The sequence below is a fragment of the Geodermatophilus chilensis genome (genome assembly GCF_002802985.1).
In the GTDB taxonomy this organism is placed as follows: domain Bacteria; phylum Actinomycetota; class Actinomycetes; order Mycobacteriales; family Geodermatophilaceae; genus Geodermatophilus; species Geodermatophilus chilensis.
The window spans coordinates 1-20,782 of the sequence record NZ_NVPT01000100.1 but is presented as its reverse complement, the minus strand read 5'-3'; the positions used below and the strand labels follow the sequence as shown (position 1 = coordinate 20,782).

Annotated in this window: 16 protein-coding genes; 12 read left to right on the top strand and 4 right to left on the bottom strand. The window is 72.0% G+C overall.

Features of this window, described 5'->3' with window-relative positions; all coding sequences use genetic code 11:
* Positions 1 to 830: 830 nt before the first annotated feature.
* Entirely contained in the window at positions 831 to 1,328 is a 498-nt protein-coding gene (locus CNO22_RS16970; RefSeq protein ID WP_232807106.1) for a hypothetical protein, read from the top strand.
* 381 nt (positions 1,329 to 1,709) lie between these two features.
* Positions 1,710 to 2,672: an alpha/beta fold hydrolase gene (locus CNO22_RS30155; protein WP_100500484.1), complete on the top strand. Its 963-nt coding sequence runs from the start codon at positions 1,710 to 1,712 to the stop codon at positions 2,670 to 2,672.
* Here the strand turns inward: CNO22_RS30155 and CNO22_RS16960 are convergent.
* Positions 2,573 to 3,565: an SDR family oxidoreductase gene (locus CNO22_RS16960; protein WP_198588395.1), complete on the bottom strand. Its 993-nt coding sequence runs from the start codon at positions 3,563 to 3,565 to the stop codon at positions 2,573 to 2,575. The genes CNO22_RS30155 and CNO22_RS16960 overlap by 100 nt on opposite strands.
* 176 nt (positions 3,566 to 3,741) lie before the next feature.
* Between CNO22_RS16960 and CNO22_RS16955 the strand changes: the two genes are divergently transcribed.
* The 3 genes from CNO22_RS16955 (at position 3,742) to CNO22_RS16945 (ending at position 6,019) form a co-directional block, all read left to right on the top strand.
* Positions 3,742 to 4,638, top strand: coding sequence for an SDR family oxidoreductase (locus CNO22_RS16955; RefSeq protein WP_100500482.1), 897 nt, complete (start codon positions 3,742 to 3,744; stop codon positions 4,636 to 4,638).
* Between the two features lie 162 nt (positions 4,639 to 4,800).
* Positions 4,801 to 5,019 carry a hypothetical protein gene (locus CNO22_RS16950; RefSeq protein WP_100500481.1) on the top strand — a complete coding sequence of 73 codons (219 nt, stop codon included), beginning with the start codon at positions 4,801 to 4,803 and terminating at the stop codon, positions 5,017 to 5,019.
* Positions 5,020 to 5,743: 724 nt separating this feature from the next.
* The gene (locus CNO22_RS16945) at positions 5,744 to 6,019 is read left to right on the top strand and encodes an alpha/beta fold hydrolase (protein WP_100500480.1); all 276 of its coding nucleotides are present in this window, start codon (positions 5,744 to 5,746) and stop codon (positions 6,017 to 6,019) included.
* A gap of 884 nt (positions 6,020 to 6,903) precedes the next feature.
* Here the strand turns inward: CNO22_RS16945 and CNO22_RS16935 are convergent.
* Positions 6,904 to 8,850: an acyl-CoA dehydrogenase family protein gene (locus tag CNO22_RS16935; protein ID WP_100500478.1), complete on the bottom strand. Its 1,947-nt coding sequence runs from the start codon at positions 8,848 to 8,850 to the stop codon at positions 6,904 to 6,906.
* Positions 8,851 to 9,206: 356 nt separating this feature from the next.
* Between CNO22_RS16935 and CNO22_RS16930 the strand changes: the two genes are divergently transcribed.
* Positions 9,207 to 10,685, top strand: coding sequence for an amidase (locus tag CNO22_RS16930; protein WP_100500477.1), 1,479 nt, complete (start codon positions 9,207 to 9,209; stop codon positions 10,683 to 10,685).
* A gap of 368 nt (positions 10,686 to 11,053) precedes the next feature.
* Positions 11,054 to 12,028 carry a zinc-binding dehydrogenase gene (locus CNO22_RS16925; protein WP_100500476.1) on the top strand — a complete coding sequence of 325 codons (975 nt, stop codon included), beginning with the start codon at positions 11,054 to 11,056 and terminating at the stop codon, positions 12,026 to 12,028.
* Positions 12,029 to 12,175: 147 nt separating this feature from the next.
* Here CNO22_RS16925 and CNO22_RS16920 read toward each other — a convergent pair whose 3' ends face one another.
* A complete protein-coding gene (locus tag CNO22_RS16920) occupies positions 12,176 to 14,326 on the bottom strand; it encodes a DEAD/DEAH box helicase (RefSeq protein WP_100500475.1) in 2,151 nt (716 codons plus the stop codon).
* A gap of 640 nt (positions 14,327 to 14,966) precedes the next feature.
* Here CNO22_RS16920 and CNO22_RS16915 point away from each other — a divergent pair.
* Complete coding sequence (locus CNO22_RS16915; RefSeq protein WP_100500474.1) at positions 14,967 to 15,293, top strand: GYD domain-containing protein; 327 nt, start codon at positions 14,967 to 14,969, stop codon at positions 15,291 to 15,293.
* A gap of 139 nt (positions 15,294 to 15,432) precedes the next feature.
* Here the strand turns inward: CNO22_RS16915 and CNO22_RS16910 are convergent, their stop codons facing one another.
* Entirely contained in the window at positions 15,433 to 15,840 is a 408-nt protein-coding gene (locus CNO22_RS16910; RefSeq protein ID WP_100500473.1) for a nuclear transport factor 2 family protein, read from the bottom strand.
* Positions 15,841 to 16,758: 918 nt separating this feature from the next.
* Here CNO22_RS16910 and CNO22_RS16905 point away from each other — a divergent pair.
* The 4 genes from CNO22_RS16905 to CNO22_RS16885 form a co-directional block, all read left to right on the top strand.
* Positions 16,759 to 17,736, top strand: a complete 978-nt coding sequence (locus CNO22_RS16905) for a hypothetical protein (protein ID WP_100500472.1) — start codon at positions 16,759 to 16,761, stop codon at positions 17,734 to 17,736.
* A 1,279-nt stretch (positions 17,737 to 19,015) separates the two neighbouring features.
* Positions 19,016 to 19,375, top strand: a complete 360-nt coding sequence (locus tag CNO22_RS16895) for a hypothetical protein (protein WP_100500470.1) — start codon at positions 19,016 to 19,018, stop codon at positions 19,373 to 19,375.
* 292 nt (positions 19,376 to 19,667) lie between these two features.
* On the top strand, positions 19,668 to 19,898 hold the full coding sequence (locus CNO22_RS16890; protein ID WP_198588394.1) for a hypothetical protein: 231 nt from the start codon (positions 19,668 to 19,670) through the stop codon (positions 19,896 to 19,898).
* Between the two features lie 127 nt (positions 19,899 to 20,025).
* The coding region (locus CNO22_RS16885) for an ABC transporter substrate-binding protein (RefSeq protein ID WP_100500469.1) at positions 20,026 to 20,782 on the top strand (757 nt) is incomplete at its 3' end.

Sequence of the window (20,782 nt, the reverse complement as noted above, 5' to 3'; positions counted from 1 at the left end):
GGCAACTCGTTTTCGTCCACTGTTCGGAAATACATCGTCGAGTGGTCCGCGGTCCGGGACAAGGGGGCGACTCCCGACAGGTGACGGGGTGCTGTGGGCGCCCGACAGCCGTTCACCGGACCACGGGCCCGAAGCGTGTGCGTATGTAGCAAGTCGCCCCTCGGACACTCCTTCGGGTCGGTTCGTGTCCAAGCGGTCGTAAAGACACGCTGAACACGAGCCGAAGGAAACCGCATGAGGTTCTCCGCCCCCCGTCCCGGCGGCCTCTGAGCCGTCCACCCCTACTGCGTCGTCCGAACCGCTCCCCTTCCCTCCCATGCGGGGACAGGTGTTCGCGGCGGTCATCAACGCTTCCGGACGCCGAGCTGCTCGCGCTGAACGAGATCGACGTGGCACCACCGGGCTGGGTCACGGCGCTGCGCAGCGCCCATCCGACCGCGGTACCGGTCTCGGCCGTCACAGGCGCAGGAGTCGACGACCTCCGCACCGCGATCGAGGGAGCCCTCAGCCGGCGCTCATCGGGCTGATCTGCGACGTGCTCGCGGAGGGCGTCGGCGAGGACGCCGCCCGCTCGGGACGGGCCGGGGTGTGGGTCGTCCGCGAGTAGTCGCTGTCCGTCTGGGCGTGGCATCCAACACGATGGTCGGTCATCACCTCGAGCGCCCGCGGGTTCTTCGGTGGCGGGGGACGGGGCGTGCGGTCCCCCGCAGGGCGCAGGCGGGCGTCGGCCGCTCGGAGCGGTCGCCGGCGGCCGACGGGTCGATCCCCGCTGGAGGGGTAGGGGTCAGGTCGCGGACAACAGCCCGACGGCGACGACCTGTGGAGGCATCGTGCACAGTGACCACCGCCCGCGGGCGATCGGCCGGGCGGCACTACGGGGTGGGGCAGCCGGTCTTCTCGGCGTGGCGGTGATGACCGCGGCGGAGAAGCTGGAGCAGGCGGTCACCCACCGGCCGAACTCCTACGTTCCCGGCCGAACCCTGATGACTCTCCTCGGCGGCCACCCCGGCGACGACGACCGGCCCGTGCTGTGGAACCACGCGATGCACTGGGGAACCGGCGCCCTCCTCGGCGCGCTACGCGGTGTGTGGGCCGCCGTCGGGCTGCGCGGGCCTCGAGCCCACCTCACGCACACGGTGGTGCGGCTGGCTTTCGATCAGACGATGGAGAACAGCTCGGGTTGTGGCGCGCCGCCCCGGACCTGGCCCGTCCGGGAGCAGGCCTGGGACGTCGCGCACAAGGCGATCTACTCGCTCACCACCGGGCTGCTGGCCGAGCGCCTCGTGCCACCGACGCTGGAGTCACGCCGCGGGACCCTCAGCCACTGACCCGGCGGCGGCCGCCACGGCCGCCTTCCCCGGAGTCCGGTCCGGGCAGAGGATGCCGCCGATCAGGCCGCGAGGGCGTTCGCCGCGGCCGCGGCCACGCCGATCATCCCGCTCACCCCGGCGGTCGTCGGCATCGACTTCCCGGGGATCGACCTTCCGAACAGGCAGTGCAGCCAGGCGCACCGCGCTCCTCACGCACCCTGGGACGCTCCGGTGGGACGGCGCCCACTTCGCGGTGCCCGAGTCCCCCCTCGGGCGCTCCAGCGCACACAGACCGCGCGACGTCGTCCCGCGGCCGGGCTCCCGTTCCCACTGCTGACGGCCTCGGATCGGCGCTGCCACGAACGCCGGTCCGCGCACGGAACGCCGGGGTTGCGTTGGATGCGCCGAATGAGACGGGTGGCAGGGGTTCCCACACTGAACACCCACCGGGAGGGGACCGGACCGGCGCTGTTGCTCCTGCCGGGCTTCGCCAGCCCCCTGGAGGAGTTCGAGGCGGTGGTGCCGGAGCTGGCCCGGCGTTTCGACGTACTGGCCGTCGATCTCCCCGGTCAGGGGCAGTCCTCCGCTCTTCCCGCCTCGCTCCGGCCGGACGTCGCCGCGCTGGCCGACGCCGTGGAAGAGGAGCTCGATCGGCAGGGTGTCACCGTGGCTCACGTGCTGGGGGTCTCCCTCGGCGGCCGGATCGGCCTGGAGCTGGCCCGGCGGCAGCGGGCGCGATCGGTGGTCGCCATCGCGCCCACCGGGCCGCTGACCCCGCCGGAGCGGGCGTACCAGGCAGCCGTGCTCGTGTCCGCCCGTCTGGGCTTCAGCGCTCTGGCCCCGGTCGCCGACCGGCTGATGGGCGGGGCCGCCCCGCGCACGGCCGCGTTGGCCCTCCTGCGAGCGAGGGGATGGCGCACGCCGCCCGGGGAGGCAGCGGCGCTCGTCCGCGAGTTCGCGGAGGCGCAGGACTTCTGGCGGCTCCTGCGCCACGCCGTCCTGCCCGAGGCCACGATCGACTACGGACGGTCGGCTGTCCGGTCCGCATCGCCCAGGGCACCCACGACGTCCTCTCGCTCAGCCAGGCCGCGTGGTTGGCGGTCGTGGTACCCGGGGCCCGGTTCCGCCTGCTCCCCTTCGCCGGTCACAGCGGCATCGCCGACGTCCCGCAGCGTGTGGTCGCCCTCGTGGAGGAGGCCGCGGAGGCTGCCGGTCATCGGTGAGCCCGGAGGTCACCGCGGTGTCCGCCCGGGCCGCGCGGGTCACCGGATCAACGGCTTGAGGACGAACCCGGCCACCGCGAGTGCCTCGGCCGCCAGCGGGATCCGGTTCACCAGCGGCTGTCGTCGGAGGAAGGTGTAGAGGCTCCGCGGCCAGGCACTGCCGTCGAACCCGTCCCGGGCGGTGTTGTAGGCGTCCAGCGGGGCGAAGAGGTTGTCGGGCGCGTCGGCCGGCTTCGGCTCACCGGTGTCGTGGGCCTCGAAACCGAAGCGGGCCATGAGCGCGTCCATTACGCGCGGTGCGAGCTTCTCACCGAGGATCAGCGCCTTCGCCGATCCGCCGACGACCAGGTCCCGGACGGGGTGCTCCGCGGCGTACAGGACGGCGTCCACCATCACGTCCGGCTGGTAGATCGGCGGCGGCGCCACGGGCTTGACCCCGATCTTCGTCCGGGCCTGGTCGAACAACGGCGTGTTGATCGTCGCCGGCATGACGTTGGTGACGCTGACCGGCAGGTCCTCGCGTCGCACCTCCGTCCGCAGCGTCTCGAGGAACCCGTCCAGGCCGTGCTTGGACGCGCAGTAGGCGGTCTGCAGAGGCACGCCCCGCTTGGCCCCCATCGACGAGATGTGGATGAGCGCACCGCCCTGCCGCTTGAGGTGCGGGAGAGCGGCCATGGCGCCGTGGACCTGGCCCATGAGGTTCACGTCGATGACGCGCTGGAACTCCTCCGGCGTCGTCTGCTCGAACGGGGCGACCAGCAGGACCGCAGCCGCGTGCACCCACGTGTCCAGCCCGCCGTACTCGGTCACGGCGCGCCGGGCCACCCGCTGCACCTGGGCGGGATCGGTGACGTCTGCGACCTCGGCGCACGCGTCCCCTCCCGCGGCCCGGATCTCCTCGACCAACGACCGGAGGCCGGCCTCTCCGCGAGCGGCCACGACCACCTTGGCCCCCTGCTCGGCGAACCGCGCCGCGGTGGCGCGACCGATCCCACTCGATGCCCCCATCACGACGACGACCTGTTCACGCACGGGCTTCAACACTGGCTGCGGCATCCCCGCGCGATACCCGGCGGCTCGGGAGTGATCGGCGTGTCGACCAGATGTGCGGTGGAGAACAGTGGTCCGGCGACGTCCGTGGGAGCCCCGAGGTCTGCCCGTCCGGCCGCTGGGTAGGAGCCGGCGGCAGCACTCGGCGAAGGAGCCTCATGAGTCAGGACCAGTTCTCCCCGCAGGACCCGACCTCCCAGTACGTCGGACCGGACGCACTGCCCGAGCAGCAGCTCGAGCACCCCGGTCTGGAGTCCGACATGGACCTCGAGCCGGACTACGGCGAGTCGACCTACCGGGGCAGCGGCCGGCTGGAGGGCAAGCGGGCGCTCATCACCGGCGGGGACTCCGGGATCGGCCGTGCGGTGGCGCTGGCCTACGCCCGGGAGGGCGCCGACGTCCTGATCTCATACCTGCCCGAGGAGGAGGACGACGCGCAGGTGACTGCCCGCGTGGTCCGGGACGGCGGCCGCACCGCCGTGACCGCGCCCGGCGACGTCCGGGACGAGGCCTTCTGCCAGGACCTGGTCGAGCGCACGGTCTCCGAGCTCGGCGGTCTGGACGTGCTGGTGAGCAACGCGGCCTACCAGATGTCGATCGAGGGGATCGAGGCCCTCAGCACCGAGCAGCTGCTGCGGACTTACCACACGAACGTCTTCGCCACGTTCTGGCTGTGCAAGGCCGCCGTCCGGCACATGCAGCCCGGCTCCAGCATCATCATCACCACCTCGATCCAGGCCTACCAGCCCTCCCCCTCCCTGCTGGACTACGCCTCCACCAAGGGTGCGCTGGTGACCTTCACCAAGGGCCTCTCCCAGGAACTCGCGCCGAAGGGGATCCGGGTCAACACCGTCGCGCCGGGACCCATCTGGACGCCGCTGATCCCGGCGACCATGCCGGCCGAACAGGTGGGCTCCTTCGGCGCGGAGACACCCATCGGCCGCGCCGGGCAACCCGCCGAGCTGGCCCCGGCCTACGTCTTCCTGGCCGCGCAGGAATCCAGCTACATCACCGGTGAACGGATCGGCGTGACCGGCGGGATGCCGATGCCCTGAGCCGACCTGCGGCCGCTGAGGCCGGGCGGCGGGCTGCCCGACGGTGAGTAGCCCGTCATCCTGTCCACGGACACTCATCCGGACACGCCCCGGCCGGTGCATGGGTGCGCCCCGCGGGGTAGGAGTCGGCCGTTCACCCATACCGAGTCGGCTGGAGGAGACGTGAGCGAACCCGAGCTCGAGGAAACCGGAACCGGCGACGCCGCCAAGCGCATCGGGCAGGCCCCGACGACCACGGACGTGACCGACCCGGAGCGGTCCTCTCGCAACACCGCAGCGGGCAGCGGCTCGCAGCCGGGCGAGGGCCCTGTGCAGCCGGCCGCCGACGAGGGCGTGGATTCCTCCGGGAGCATCGAGCCGCACAACGAGGGGCAGGTCTGACGCGACCGGCTCTCGGCGGCGCCCGACCCGTTGCCTGCCGGGTGCCGTCGCTCAGCAGGCAGCGGGTCGCCGTCGTCAGCAGGGGGAGGCGCCGCCCGACTGCGGCCGAACGGGCGGGGTAGGGGCGTCGGGTGGGAAACCCGTACCGAGAGGGCAGCGTCCGGCTCGTCGACGGACGTCAGGTGGCGTACGCGGAGTTCGGTGACCCGGACGGCGTACCCGTCGTCAACTGCCACGGCGCACCGAGCAGCCGGCGGGAGCGCTACTTCCCGGACGGCGACGGCTACCGGCGCCTCGGCGTGCGGCTGATCGGGATCGACCGACCCGGCTTCGGCCACTTCGACCCGCCCCGGGACGGCGGATCGTCGACTGGCCGGCGGACGTCGAGCAGGTCCTCGACGCGCTGCACCTCGAGGAGGTCCGGCTGCTGGCGCTGTCCGCCGGGGCGCCCTACGCGTTCGCCCTGGCCCGTGCCCTCCCGGATCGGGTCCGCCGGGTCGCGGCGGTCGGGGTGAGTCCCCCACCGGACCTCCCGCGGCCCTGGCCACCCGTTCCGTCCGCCCTCCGCTCGTTCCTCCTGCGCCCCGGCCCGGTCTCGACAGCGGTGTCGCTGCCACTGATGGGTCCGGTCGCGCTGTGGCCGCCGCTGATGGCGTCCTACCTCCACGTACGGCTCGGCCCGCCCGATCGTGCTCTCCTCGACCGCCCCCAGGTGAGGAGGACAGTGGACGAGACCTTCGCGGAGGGACTTCGGCAGGGCTGGCGGCCTGCCGCCTATGACCGCGCGCTGCTTCGGCGACCCTGGGGGTTCCCCGTCGCGGACGTACCGCGACCGGTCAGGCTCTGGCACGGCCGCGCCGACTGGCAGGCTCCGCTGCCGGGCGCCCGACTGCTCGCTGCGGTGATGCCCACCGCGGACCTGCGGTGCCTGCCGGGCACCGGCCACCTCCTGGGGTTCACCCGTGCCCCCGAGATCCTTGCCGACCTCACCGCCGCGTGACCGCTACCGGAGGCCCGTGGAGGACGCGGTCCCGACACAGCCGTGCAAGACACCCCCAGCGACCCAGCTGGCGACCGCCTTCACCATCGACGTGATCAGGGAGCCGACCGCTCCGACGGCGGCAGCGGCGATGGCGGCACGGAGCAGACGGCGCCTGGGGGTCATGGCGACCTCCAGGGGCAGGGACAGACGATCGGGGTCAGGGGTGGTGGGGGCGGTAGGCATCCGCGGGACCCTGCCGTCGTCTCGCCGATGCCGGAGTGGCATCAACGTGGCCTCGGTCAGGTCCCGGTCGAGGTCATGTCGGCCGGGGGCTGGGAGAGGCCCTGCTGAAGGTCGTCGAGGTTCATGCAGGGCGTGAGCGTCACGCGCACCTTCCCGGTGGGGAACAAGGCTCGGAGATGACCGGGATCTGCGAGGAGTCGGCCATGTCGAACACCACGAGGCAGGAGCGCCGACCGTCCTCCGATGCCACGAAGGAGGCTGCCTCCGGTTTGAGCTGCGGGCTCAGTGACCGCTCGTCGCGCCGCCTCCGGCGCCCGCCCACAGCGGCGTGACTCTTCCGACAGGTGGTGGGTCCCCGCGCCCCGAGCACGAGCGGCGCCACGGACGTCGGCCAAGGTGTCCGCACCGCGTGTCCCCATCCCGGTCCGCCGAGATCCGCGCTCTGGGATGAGTTCCTGAGCGTCCGGGCGTAGCGGTCCCGCAGTAGAGGTCGAGGCGTGTGCGCATGTAGCAAGTCGCCCCTCGGACACCGACATGAACCCCCACGGCTCCGCGGCCGTGGGGGTTCAGTCGTCATGAGGGTGTGTCGGCGCTGCCGCCGCACGGCTCGAACGCCGATCACCGTGCCTGGGAGCGAAGCCGGGTGCCGCACCGGTGTCCTACCGGGCGACCGTGGCCTGCACCATGGGCGCGGCCGCGGCTTGCGAGTCCTCGGACTGCTCGGCCGCCGGCGTCGTGTGCGTCGGCATCATCGGGCCATCGCCCGCCGGGTCGAGCACGTCCTGCTCGAACCATTCATAGCGGCCACTCAGCACCTGCTGCGCCACCTCGTACTGCGCCGCGTCGTCGTTGGCCCACAGCTCCGTGAACAGCCGGTCGGCCCGACGCCGGGCCTGGCCGCAGAACAGGTCGGCCAGCTCGACGGCCTCCTGCCCGCGTTCGGGGTGCTCGCGAGCGATGGTGTCCGCGTAGACGCAGGCGCACGCCATCGCGTAGAGCTCCGCGCCGATGTCGACGATCCGGCCGAGCAGATGGCCCTTCTGCTCGAGGCGCGCCTGGTAGCGGCCCATCGCGTAGAAGATCGAGCGCGCGAGCTTGCGCGAGTGGCGCTCGACGTAGCGCAGGTGCTTGGCCAGGTCGCCGAACTCCGAGAAGGAGCCCGGACGCTGGCCGGCGCCCGTCGTCAGCGTCGGGAACCACGTGGCGTAGAACGCGCCGGCCTTCGCGGCCGCCTTCGCCTTGTCGGCCAGGCCGGAGTCGCCGAGCACCACGTCGCCCGCGACCTTCAGGTGCTGGTCGACGGCCTCACGGGCGATCAGCAGGTGCATGATCTCCGTCGAGCCCTCGAAGATGCGGTTGATGCGCATGTCGCGCAGCATCTGCTCGGCGGGCACCGGCTTCTCACCGCGCCGGGCGAGCGACTCGGCGGTCTCGTAGGCGCGGCCGCCGCGGATCTGGACCATCTCGTCGACGGCGGTCCAGCCGAGCTCCGACCCGTACAGCTTCGCCAGCGCGGCCTCGATGCGGATGTCATTGCGCTCGTCATCGGCCAGGCGACTCGACACGTCGAGCATCGCCTCGAGGCCGAACGCCGTGCCCGCCAGCCAGGCGAGCTTCTGTGCGATGGGGTCGTGCTGGCCGATGGGCTGGCCCCACTGCGTGCGCTCGGCCGCCCACTCGCGCGCGATCTTGAGCGAGTACTTGACCGTCGACAGGCAGAACGCCGGCAGCGACAGTCGGCCGGTGTTGAGCGTGGTGAGCGCGATCCGCAGACCCTTGCCCTCGCCACCGATGATGTCCGAGTTCGGGACGAAGACGTCGTCGAAGCGGGTCACCGAGTTCTCGATGCCCCTGAGCCCCATGAACTCGTTGCGGTGCTCGATCGTGATGCCCTCGCGGTCGCACGGGCAGATGAAGGCGGTGATGCCGCCCGGGTGACCCGGTGACTTCGGGACGACGGCCATGACCACCACGACGTCGGCGATCGCGCCGTTGGTCGCCCACAGCTTCGTGCCGCTGATCCGGTACCCCGTGCCGTCCCCGGTCGGGACCGCGGTCGTGCTCATGCGCGCCGGGTCCGAGCCCACGTCCGGCTCCGTGAGCAGGAACGCCGAGATGTGGTCCGTGGCGAGCCTGGGCAGCCACTCGCGCTTCTGCTCCTCGGAGCCGAAGAGGCGCAGCGGCTCGGGCAGGCCGATCGACTGGTGCGCCGACAGCAGCGTCGAGATCGACGAGTGCCACGTGCCGGCCATCGCCAGCGCCTTGTTGTAGTAGACCTGGCTCAGCCCGAGCCCGCCGTACTCCTCGGGGATCTTCATGCCGAGAGCGCCGAGGTCCTCGAGGCCCTGGACGACGTCCCGGGGGATCTTGGCCTCGCGCTCGATCTGCTGCCGGTCGACGCGCTCGGTGAGGAACGTGCGGAGGCGCTCGAGGAACGCCTCACCCTTCCTGACCGCGGCCGGATCGAGTTCCGGCTGCGGGTGGATCAGGTCGAGGCGGAAATTGCCGAGGAAGAGTTCCTTGCCGAATGACGGCTTGATCCACGCAGTCTCGCGGCTGGCTTCGGCGAGCCGCTTCGACTGTTCGTACGACGGATTCGACGCCATGGATCAGGATCACCCCCACCGCTCCGTCGGACAACGGACGTCGGCGCGGGAGGGCCGGGATCGCCGGTGGCGGACCGTGATGGCGCCATCCCGTTCGATCTCCGAAGCCTCCCTCGAGGATTGCGCCGGCGGCTCGTCCGGGCCGCGCGGCGCAGCGGGGGCCACCGGTCCCGGATCCGGTGGAGGTCCGGTCCTGTCCGGGGCCGGTCTTCGGCGGGTGGAGAGCGCGGGCGTCCGCTCGACGGTGGGCCGACGGCTCGTGCCGCGTGGAGCGGCGGTTCCCCGACCTCGTCGCGGCGGGCGAGGCTCGGCAGACTCCGGCCACTCGACGTGCTCGGAGGAAGGGGCGGACGACGATGTCCGACGAGCTGGCCTACGCCACCGCCACCGAACTGGCCGCCCGCATCCGACGCCGTGACCTCTCCCCCGTCGAGGTCGTCGACGCGGTCATCGCCCGCATCGAGGCGCGGAACCCGAGCCTGAACGCACTCGTCTTCACCGCGTTCGACGAGGCTCGTGAGCAGGCGCGGAGGGCCGAGCGGGCCTTGACGTCCGGCGAGGCGCTCGGCCCGCTGCACGGGGTCCCGACCGCGATCAAGGACCTGTTCGACTTCAGGCCCGGGTGGCCTGCGACGTTCGGCGGGATACGTGCGCTGAGGAGCTTCAGCGTCCCCGCCTACTGCACGTACGCGGAGCGGATGGAGGCCGCCGGGGCCGTTCTCGTCGGCAAGACCAACAGCCCCGTCATGGGTTTTCGCGGCACGTGCGACAACTACCTGTTCGGCCCGTCCCGCAATCCCTTCGACACGACCAAGAACACCGGCGGCTCCTCCGGCGGGAGCGCAGCCGCCGTCGCGGACGGGTTGCTGCCTCTGGCCGAGGGCACCGACGGCGGTGGCTCCATCCGCATCCCCGCCTCCTGGTGCGGCCTGTACGGCTACAAGGCCTCCTTCGGCCGCGTGCCCTACACAGCGCGGCCGAACGCCTTCGGCTCGATCAACCCGTTCCTGTTCGAGGGGGCGTTGACGCGCACCGTGGACGACGCCGCCCTCGCCCTCGACGTGCTCGCCGGTTACGACGACCGGGACCCCTTCGCCCTCGACGATCCCGCCTCCTTCGCGGGAGCCACGCGCCGGTCGATCAGCGGCTGGCGGATCGCCTACAGCCCCGACTTCGGGGTGTACCCGGTCGACCCCCGGGTCACCGCCGTCGTGGAGCGAGCGGTGCGGGCTCTCGAGGATGCCGGCGCCGCCGTGGAGCACGTCGAGCTCACGTTCGACTACGACCAGCGCGAGCTCAGCGACCTGTGGTGCCGTCTGATCGTGCCGCTCAACATCGAGGGCCTCGAGGGACTCAGCACGCAGGGCCCCGACCTGCTCGGCGAACACCGGGACGACTTCCCTCCGGAGTACCTCCGCTGGATAGACGAGGGCTACCGGCTGAGTGCGCTCGACGTGCTCCGCGACCAGCGGATGCGCACGCACGTCTACGACCGGATCCAGCAGGTGCTGCGCTCCCATGACCTGTTGGTCACCCCGACCCTCGCCGCGCTGCCCGTCGACAACGCCGAGGACGGCAACACCGTGGGCCCGAGGAACATCCAGGGCGTGGACGTCGACCCGCTCATCGGCTGGTGCCTCACCTATGTCGTCAACTTCTCGGGCCATCCAGCCGCTTCGGTTCCCGCGGGGGACGTCGACGGGCTCCCGGTCGGCATGCAGCTGATCGGCCGTCACTACGGCGACGCCGACGTGCTCGCCGCGAGCGCGGTATACGAACGGCTCCGTCCCTGGCACGACGCCTACGTCCGGTGCGCCGACCGTCCGCTCACGTGATCCGCCCCCGCTGGAACCCCTGGCGGGTCGCTGGCGCGGCTCACGCGTGTGCGGACGTAGCGAGTCTCCCCTCGGACACCGGATGGCAGGCCCCGCGGTCACCGACCGCGGGGCCTTTCGTCTACGAGCCCTGGTCACGGCCGCGGCCGCACCTGCTCCAGGCGGGTGGTCGACGGAGGTGGTCCCGTCGGCTCGGCAGCGCCCGGGCCGGACGGGACGAGCACGGGGAGCCGTGCGATGCCGAGGCCGAGCAGGAGATCCGGCAGGCTGGGGGACCGACCGGCGGTCCGGTCACCAGGGCTGCCATCGACGCCATCGCTGCCGGCACCGTCCCGGTGCAGATACGCCGAGCAGGACGGAGCACACCCATGTGGGCACAGACGCTCAGCGGTCCCTTCCGCTTCGAGCAGGTCGAGGTCGAGGCCCCCGACCCCGCTGCCCTGCCGCCCCGACACGTGCTGTTGGCAACCCGCGCCGGCGCCATCTGCGGCAGCGACCTGCCCAACTTCCGCGGTGGCGTATGGCCGCACCCGGCCGCCGAGGACGGCTGGGGGGCCACGCGAGCGCCGGGCTTCCCGATGCACGAGATCGTCGGGGAGATCGTCGCCAGCAGGCATCCCGACCACTCCCCTGGCGACCTCGTCGTGGGCTGGGCCTCGATGTTCGACGGCATCGCCGAGCTCGTGGTCACCGACGGCGACGGCCTCGCCCGCTACGACACCGGCCTGCCGGCCACCACGGCGGTCATGCTGCAGCCCCTGGCCTGCGTGCTCTACGCCGTCGAGCAGCTCGGTGACGTCTCGGGGCAGACGGTCGGGGTGATCGGGCAGGGCCCGATCGGGCTGCTGTTCAGCCACGTCCTCAAGGCCCGCGGCGCGGCGCGGGTGACCGGCGTGGACCCGGTGGACCGCGGCGACGTCGCGTCCGCCTTCGGCGTCGACGAGATGGTCACCGCCCGGGCCGAGCGGTGGGCGGGCTCGCTGTCCGACGCCGACCGGCCGTCCGTGGTCGTGGAGGCGGTGGGCCACCAGGTCTCGACGTTGCAGCCGGCACTGGACGCCGTGGCGCCCGGCGGTCAGGTCTTCTACTTCGGCGTCCCGGACGACCCGATCTACCCCTTCGACATGATGACCTTCCTGCGCAAGAACCTGACCTTGCGCTCGGGCATCACCCTGGAGCGGCGCCGGGTGCTGGCGGACGCCGGCACGTACCTGGCTGCACACGCCGGCCTGCGGGACTGCTACGTCAGCCACGTGCACGCCGTGGCCGACGTGCAGGCGGCCTTCAGCGCCGCGATCATGCCGCGGCCGGGGCAGCTGAAGATCGCGGTGGACATGACGTGACAGCTGTCGTCCCGCTCGTCGGGGCCTGTGCTCGGCCGGATCCGGCGTCCCCGATCGGGGTGCCTCGCGCCCGAAGGGTGGGACGGCTCCCACCTCTGAGCGTCCGAGTCCCCCTCGGACACAGCCTCGCCCCGGGATCCCCGACGGTCAGGAGCCCGGGGCGTCTCCAGGTCCGGGAGCCGCCCGCAGGGCATCCGTCAGCAACGCGACGAGCGCCTCGAGCTGCACGTCGGCCGACGAGGCGACCTGCTCGTCCGACCCGTCCAGCGCCCGGGCGGCGAGCCCCGCCTTGCTGTCGATCAGCTCGGCGATCCGGGCGTCGATGGTCTGCGCGGCGATGACCCGCCACGCGGTGACCGGCTCGGTCTGCCCGATGCGGTGGCTGCGGTCGATGGCCTGGGTCTGCTCCGCGTCGGTCCAGGAGAGCTCGGCGAGCACGATGTTCGAGGCGACCTGCAGGTTCAGGCCCACGCCGGCCGCGGTCAGCGAGCACACCGCGACGGCGACGTCCGGGTCGTTCACGAAGGCGTCGATGTTCTTCTGCCGCGACGCGGGCGTCTGGTCACCACGGATCGACGAGAAGCGAACCCCCTGCCGGGCGAAGGTCTTCTCGGCGGCGTCCATGACGTCCACGTGCTTGGCGAAGAAGACGACCTTGCCCGCGCTCCGGGCCAGCTGCGCCGCGTAGTCGGCGGCGAGTCCGGCCTTCGCCTGGCCGATGCGTCGCATCATGCTGAACACGTTCTCGCCGGCCTGCGCGGTGGTCGCGTCCTTGAGCTCCCACCTGGCCACCCGGCGGACGAGGTCGGGGTCGATGCCCTCGACGACAGCGTCGGAGGAACGGCTCGCGAGCACGCTCTCGTACCGCGCCACCATCCGGCGGGCGAGGTCCCGCTCCGCCGCCCGGATCGACCGGCCGGCCGGCCCGTCGAGCTCGACGGGGAGGTCGGCGATGCGGCGGGCAGGGATGTCGGCGGCCACGTCGACCTTGCGGCGCCGGACGATGCCGAAGTCGATCACGCACCCGCGGGCGGCGGGGTAGAACCCCGGATCGGCAGGCGTCAGGCCGGTGTCCTCCAGGGCGTCCATCAGCTCGCCGAGCGGCTTGGTGTCGTCGATCCAGCCGAGGAACTGCCAGATGGCCCGGAAGTCCTCGATGTCGTTGATCAGCGGGGTGCCGGTGAGGGCCATCAGCAGGGGCCGCGGGGTGCGGGTCCGGATCAGGTCGGAGAGCTCGAGGACGTGCTGGGAACGCTGGGAGGTCTTGTTCTTGATGAAGTGCGCCTCGTCGACGACCATCCCGCGGAAGCCGAAGTCTCCGAGCCAGCCCACGTGGCGGTCGAGCACCTCGTAATTGACCACGACGATGTCGGCGAAGCCGTCGACCGTCTCGCCGTCGCCCTGCACCACGGTGGTCGAGCGGTGCGGCGTCCAGCGGGCCGCCTCACGGGCCCAGTTGATCTTGACGACGTTCGGCACGACGACGAGCAGCGGGTAGGCGTTCGCCGCCTCCGCGGCGAGCAGTGCCTGTGCCGTCTTGCCCAGCCCCGGCTCGTCGGCGAGCAGGAAGGTCCGGTGGCCGGCAGCGGCCGAGCCGACCAGCTGCCCCTGGTGCGGCATCAGCTTCAGGCCCGCCGGGGTGAACCGTGCCGTCGGCGCCGGGAGCGCCATGCACGCCGGGGCTTCCCCAGCGGCGCGCTCGAACGAGCTCAGCAGCGGGCCGAGCAGTTCCCAGCCGGTCAGGCGGCGCGGACGGGGCGTGCGCTGCGGAACGGCGGAGAAGTCGGGGGCGAGGAAGGGGTTCGCCAGCTGCCGGGAGATCACCGACTGCGGCACGACCCGCCGGTCCGTGCCGGCGGGAGCGATCGCGGTCTCCGCCGGCGCGATTTCATCGAGCGCCGGCTCGATGCCGAGGTCACGCAGCATCTGCTGCTTGAGCGACCGCGCCGCGTCGGAGACGACGGCGTCCTCCGCGAGCAGCGCCAGCAGCCCCGCGTCCCGGACGGCGGTCGTCGCGAGGATGGTCGCGATGCCGTCCAGGCGCTTGAGCTGCTCGGCCCTGTGACCGTCGTTGCCGGTCACCGCCCGGACGCGGGCGCGCTCGTCCCGCAGCAGCAGGGCCACGGCCTGGAACTTCGTGCGCACGGCAGGCGTCACGCGGCCGCCCTGGACCGCCGCCTGGACCTCACGAACGGTTCCGGCGAGCACCGAGACGACGTCGCCGCGGTGGCGGACGCGTCGCTGCTTCAGCGGAGCGGTACGGCGAGCGCCCATCTGGCGCTGGCCTGGTCGAGCCACGAACTCCTCCTCTGGAATACCGGGCACGGTGGACGCGGCGGCATGCCGCACACCCCCGCAGACGGGACGAGGAACGTCCGAGCGGAGGGCCCGGTGCTACCGACGCCGAGCAGACCTGCGCATCTCCGAGAATCGACGCCGGCCTCGGCAGGCCTCTCGCGGGGATCCTGGGCCGCCGCCGGGCGAGCTGGAGAGTACGGCAAGGGAAGTCGTCGTCGGGCGACCGGATCGATTCTCGTGGTCGGTGCCTCGCTCATGTCAACGCGTGCGAGGGCGCATGATTCCCGGCCCGTCGCCCCTCTCGACCAGAGCACGGCCAGGCTCGGTGAGAGCGCCTGCGAACGGGGGCGCTCCAGCCAGAGTCGGGCAAGTCGGCCGAACAGCGACCTCACAGGCGTGTGCGTGTCTACCGTCTCGCTCCTCGGACACGTCGACATGAAGCCCGCGGTCCCGACCGTGGGCTTCCTTCCCCTGGGCTGTCGTCTCGTTGCGACGCTGGTGTGCGGTGCAGCGATCCGGCAGGCCTCCACCCGCCGGAGGAGTCGCCATCTCCTGCCGCGCTCAGCGAACTCCTCCGGCCGTCGTTCAGGGCTAGTGTCGGCGCCCCCGGGGCCCAGCGGGTCGACGAGAGGGCCGGACGATGCCGCTCTACCTGACCAAGTTCAGCTACACGCCGGAGACCTGGGCTCGGCTGATCAACCATCCCGAGGACCGCCGGGAAGCCGCTCGCTCCTACATCGAATCGGTCGGCGGCAAGCTCCACGGGTTCTGGTACGCGTTCGGGCCCCATGACGGCTACACGCTCTGGGAAGCCCCTGACAACGTCTCCATGGCCGCAGTCGCCCTGGCGATCGGTGCCGGGGGTGCACTGAGCCCGCTGGAGACGACGGTGCTGCTCACCGTCGACGAGACCCTCGACGCGATGCGCAGAGCGCAGCAGGTCGGTTACCGACCACCAGGGGCATAGCGCCCTTGGCACTGCGTGGCCGAGTCGTCCGATGCGTGCTCATCCAGCGTGTCGCCCTCGCGATACCCACAGCGAAGACGCAGGACCCGGGAGTCCGGACGAGTGCCGAGGCGTGTCGCTGGCCGGAGTCGCGACCGGGTCACTCCGGTGAACCGGAGAGCCCGCGGACCGCGTCCTCGATACCGACCCCACCCTGCTCGACCGGCTCCATGTACAGCCGCGCCCAGTGGATGAGGCCGTCCTCGCCGACTCCCATGAGGATGACCCCGCGCATGAGGAAGGGCCGACCGTCCACGTGGCTGCCGTGCCACCGCCACTCCGACCACGAGGTCCCCGCATCGAAGGCGTCACCCAGGAGCTCCGCCGTCAGGTCGGGGACACCGCCGAACATCTGTCTCCAGTTGGCGGCCACCTGATCCGAGCCGCCGAATCCGCGCTCGGGATGAACAGGCTGCTCGCTCCGGTAGTCAGGGGCGAACAGTGCGGCCAACGCTTCCGGGTCGTGCCGGTTCACCGCGTCGTTCAGCCTGGCGAGCGTCGTGTTCATCCACCGACCTCCGTGCCTGCGGGCTCGCCCAGGTGGTCACCGGGGCGGCGCGGTGTCCATGATCTCGCGTGCGCGGGCAGGGAGGAGTCGGGGGCCTCCTGACGACGGCTCGCCCGAGTAGTCGACGGCGTGCGGGCAGGACGCTACGGAGCCTGGGCGCGCGAGGTGGACGAGAACGTCGAGAAGCTGCACCCGCAGGGCACGCCCGCGGCGGTGCTGGACGGCGAGCCGGGCGACTCCCGAGTGATTCGCCTCGACGCCGCTGAGGAGGGACGCGTTGGGTCACGTACCAAGTCGCCCCTCGGACACTCCTGCGATGTCCTGGACACCCCTCACAGGTGTCTCGGGACATCGTTCATCTTCCGGGCCGACCACGAACGGAGGCGCCCCGGTCCCGATGGCGGGGCCATCGAGTTCGTCAGCATCCCGTCGACCGCCGCGCAGAGACCCTCCCAAGGATCGAGGGGGGCGTGCGTCATGGTCCGCCGCGGGGTTCCGGCGCCTGGCCGACCGTCCGTCCAGCCACGCCTGCCACTCGGAGCGCTCGGTCGCGGCTCTCGCGACCACCAGGACCACGACCGCAGCGACGGCCACGGCGACCACGAGCACCAGTGCGGTCAGGATCTCCTCCCAGCCGGACCACGGTGGGACGGTCATGCTGCCTGGAGGTGGCGGGGTCGTGACGGGCGCCATGGGACGAGGGTGCGCTGCGTGGCGGCTTGCAGGACGCCCAGCGCCTCTCTCGTCACCCTTCGGAGCAACGCGCGCAGGGTGAGCGGGGCTGACCGCAGCACCCGGACGGGGCGTGCCGACGTCGCCCCTCCGAGTGATCCGCGTGTGGCGACCGGCCGCTCACGTGATCGGGGCGTCGTAGCGTCCCCATCCCTCAGACCCGGATCGCGTGGGGAGGCAGGTGGGATGAGCGCCGAGCTGCATGCCGACGACGGGGCCGCCCGCCCGCTGTTCGAGGCGGTGGCGGGGACCGGGCCGCTGGACCGTGTGCGGCCGAACGTCTCCGGTGACCTGCCCACCGTCCTCGAGGCCGCCCCGATGTTCCGCCGGGCCGTGGCCGGCTACGACCGCTTTCAGGTCGACACCTACGTCCGCTGGGCGGAGGACGAGCTCGCCAGCGCCGATCGCGAGCGCGAGGACCTCGCGGCACGGTACCTCCGCACCCGGGCCGCCCTCGAGGACGCCCGGCAGCTCCTCTCGCACTCCCCCGATGGCGGGGAGATGCTCCGGCTGTCACGCCGGATCGGTTCGATGCTCGCCGCCGCGGCCGACGAGGCCGAGAGCATGAGGGCCGACGGCGACGCCGACCGGGCCGCTGCCTCCGCGCAGGCGGAACGGATGGTCGCCCACGCGGAACGAGCGCTCGCCGACGCCGAGGCCGAGGCCGAACGGCTGATCGCCGAGGCGGCCGTCGAGGCCGAGGCGATGACGATCGAGGCCGGCCGGATCCTCGCCGCGGCCGAGCAGACCGGCAGGGACACCCGCGCGCAGGCGGAGGCGCGGCTCGAGGAGGTGCGGGCCATCGAACAGCGCGCCGTCGAGCACGCAGAACACATCCAGCAGCAGGCCGTGGCGGAAGCAGCCGCAGCCCGGCTGCGGGCCCGCGACGAGATCGTCCAGATGCTGATCACCGGCCGGGAGCAACGGCGGCGGGCGGACGCCGAGGCGGCCGCGACCCGGGAGCGGCTGGACCGGGACGCCGCCGATCGCCGCGCCTCCCTCCTGGCGGAGGCCGAGGACCTCGAACTCCGACTGGCCGCCCTCACGGCGGATCCGGACCGTTCGGCCGAACCCGCCGCCAGGCCGCCCGGCGCTCTCCACTTGGTCCTCCGCGAACACCTCGAGCGGATCCAGGCTCGCCTCGGGTGGCACCCGGCGCGCTGACGATCCGCGCCGATGCCGGGCATCCCTGCTCGAGCGAGCGGTGGTCCCACGAACTCGGAGTCGTACGTCGCGGCGACGCCGTCCCGGTCGAGTGCCCGAACGCCTCGGATGCGTGATCCTGTCCTTCCGAGACACAGAACGCCGGGCCTTTCCCAGTCCCGCGGCTGATCACCTCCGGCGGCGTGTACCACTCCCCGCCGGGTGACCACGAGAGTCCGGGGTCCCGCCGTGCCCCACTGATCCCCGCCGAGGAAGTGGAAGTCCCCTCCAGGACGGAGGAAGCTCGTTGCAGGAGCGTCCGCGAGCAGGATCACGCCCCCTCCAGAGTCTCGGGGTGGTCGGCTCCTCCCGGCAGCTCGGCTGACGGCGAGCGGTCGCGGTCGTCCTCACGCCGACCCGTGGGCGGCCGGCAGCGGGCACCGCGGTCGGTGCAGCAACGCCGGTCCAGCAGGCGTGTGCGTATGCGGCGTGTCGCCCCTCGGACACAGCCTCATTCGGGTGTTCCTGCAGGCCAGGAGCCGGGGTGTCTTGCTGTAGGGGCCTCTGTGGCCCTCGTGGTACCCGCGTGGTGCTTCGCGCCTCGAATCAGCCTCGAGCAGCGCCGCGAAGCGGTCGGCCGCCTCGCAGCCCATGCCGGGGTGGACGTGCTGGTAGACGGTGAGCGTGATGGTGGCGCTGGCGTGACCCAGACGCTCGGCGACGACCTCACCGGCACGCCGTCGGCGAGCAGCAGGGTGGCGTGGGTGTGCGGGAGGTCGTGCAGCCGGATCACCGGCAGTCGCTCCTCCCCCAGCGCCTTGCGCGCCTGGACGACCTGGCCGGCGAAGCGGCGGGAGAACCGCTCGGGGTGCCGGTACCTGCCGTCGAGGTTGTTGGAGCACGAGCGCCGAGTCGCGCACGAGGTCGAGAGCCAGCCGTCCACGAGCTGCCCGGTCGGCACGGAGCGCGGCCACGGTGCCCGCGCCGAGGTCGACGACCTGGGACCGGCCCGTCTTGGTCGGCCCCTCGACGAGGCGCTGGCCGGCGCGCTCGGCCTTGACGACGCCGACGCTGCGGCGGACCGCGAGCCGGCCGGGGTCGAAACGGGCCTCCCCCCGCCCCTGCCCCCGGCAGTCAGTCGACCCGTCCCGATCTGGAGGACGGGCGTGCCGGGCATCGCTCCTCCACGCCGGTCGGACGGCTGAGGCCTGCTCGCACCACGCCGCATCGTGATCGGCGGAGGGAAGGTCTTGTCGACCCACGAGCACGAGAGGAGAATCCCGGACGGGAAGGAAAGGCGATGACCGCGGACGTCTGGAATTTTCGCGACTTTCGGCCCATCTCCGCCGGGGATGTGGATCTCTCCGGTTTCGAGGTGATGGGTCGCGATGGGTCAATCGGTGTCGTGGACAGGGCGACCAACAAGGTGAGTGCCAGTTACGTGGTCGTCGACACCGGTGACTGGCACCCGGACCACCAGGTCATTCTTCCGGCCTTCACGGTGGAACGGATAGATCCCGAGAAGAGAGTCGTCTTCGTGGACCGCACCCGCAAGGAGATCGAGGACGCGCCGGACGTCACGCGCGCGGAGATGCGGGCGGCCCGCTTCCAGGACCGGCTGTCGGGCTACTACCACGGGTTGTACGACACCGGACTCTGACGAGCCGCCCGTCAGGCTCAGGATCGCCGACGGATCCATTCCTGATGACGCACGCCGTGTGTCATCAAGGTTCGGGATGAACGGCTCCTTCCCAATCCGGTCCGCTCCTCGACTGGACTGGGCAGGTCAGCCCTCACATCACGACAGTCGTGCGCGAATGTGGCCGGGCTGCTCGTGCTCATCGCCGCGGCGCTGCTGGCCAGCCACGTCGGCACGGTCGGCACGGTCGGCACACCGGAGATTCCCGGAGCGGCCCGCCTGGTCGCCGGCCTCTCGCCGGGTTCGGATCGGCGTGGCCGCCCCGCTCATGGGCGTGGCGGGCGGAGAAGTGCTGATCCCGACGATCGTGCTGCTGTTCGGTGCGGAGATCACGCTCGCCGGCAGCCTGGGCCTGCTCGTCTCGCTACCCACGATGGTCGTGGTGTTCGCGCGCTACAGCCGCGACCAGCACATCGGGCGGTCCTGCGGCCGCGCGCGCACGATCCCGGACGGTCTCCTGGCCGGATCCACGAGGGGCATTTGACTAAGGTCAGCCTCACCTAATACACATCAGCAGCCCCGCAGGCTCGCGTCCCACCCCGGACACGGGCCGAGTCTGCTCGATCGAGCGGCCGGCCCGTGCCGCCGCCTGCCGAAAGGAAGTGCGCCCGGTGCGCCTACGATCGCTCGCCACCGCCACCCTCGCCGTGATGGCCCTGAGCGCCTGCGGCTCCGCCGCCGGCGACACCGAGGAGACCGCCGCCCAGGAGTCCGGCTCGGCGGAGACCCGGTCGGTCGACCACGTCATGGGGACCACGGAGGTGCCGACCGACCCGCAGCGGGTCGTCACCCTCGACAGCCCGCACCTCGACACCGCGCTGTCCCTCGACGTCACCCCGGTCGGCTCGGTGCAGTCCGACGTCGCCACGGGCTTCCCCGAGTACCTCGGTGACCGGACCGAGGGGATCGAGACCGTCGGGACGATCGAGGAGCCCGACCTCGAGGCCATCGCGACCCTGGAGCCCGACCTGATCCTCTCCTCGAGCGTCCGCCACGAGGCGATCTACGACCAGCTCAGCCAGATCGCCCCCACCGTCTTCACCGACTACGAGGAGGGCTGGCGGGCGATGTTCACGACGACCGCGGACGCCCTGAACCGGGCCGAGGAGGGCGAGGAGGCGCTGGCCGGGTACGACGCGCGGGTCGACGAGGTCGCGGAGGCCGTCGGCGCCGAGGGCGCGACCGCCTCGATCGTGCGCTTCCTGCCCGAGGAGACGCGGATCTACGGGCCGGAGACCTTCTCCGGCAGCGTGCTGACCGACGTCGGCTTCGCCCTGCCGCAGCTCACCTACGACGAGTACTCCATGGCCTACGTCAGCGCGGAGGAGATCGGCCAGGCCGACGCCGACGTCGTCTTCTCCACCGCCT

What these genes read in the sequence shown, in the direction of transcription:
- CNO22_RS30155 (WP_100500484.1), top strand. Translation starts at nt 1,710, where the DNA reads ATGCGCCGAATGAGACGGGTGGCAGGGGTTCCCACACTGAACACCCAC.
- CNO22_RS16955 (WP_100500482.1), top strand. Translation starts at nt 3,742, where the DNA reads ATGAGTCAGGACCAGTTCTCCCCGCAGGACCCGACCTCCCAGTACGTC.
- CNO22_RS16935 (WP_100500478.1), bottom strand. Translation starts at nt 8,850, where the DNA reads ATGGCGTCGAATCCGTCGTACGAACAGTCGAAGCGGCTCGCCGAAGCC.
- CNO22_RS16930 (WP_100500477.1), top strand. Translation starts at nt 9,207, where the DNA reads ATGTCCGACGAGCTGGCCTACGCCACCGCCACCGAACTGGCCGCCCGC.
- CNO22_RS16925 (WP_100500476.1), top strand. Translation starts at nt 11,054, where the DNA reads ATGTGGGCACAGACGCTCAGCGGTCCCTTCCGCTTCGAGCAGGTCGAG.
- CNO22_RS16915 (WP_100500474.1), top strand. Translation starts at nt 14,967, where the DNA reads ATGCCGCTCTACCTGACCAAGTTCAGCTACACGCCGGAGACCTGGGCT.
- CNO22_RS16910 (WP_100500473.1), bottom strand. Translation starts at nt 15,840, where the DNA reads ATGAACACGACGCTCGCCAGGCTGAACGACGCGGTGAACCGGCACGAC.
- CNO22_RS16905 (WP_100500472.1), top strand. Translation starts at nt 16,759, where the DNA reads ATGAGCGCCGAGCTGCATGCCGACGACGGGGCCGCCCGCCCGCTGTTC.
- CNO22_RS16895 (WP_100500470.1), top strand. Translation starts at nt 19,016, where the DNA reads ATGACCGCGGACGTCTGGAATTTTCGCGACTTTCGGCCCATCTCCGCC.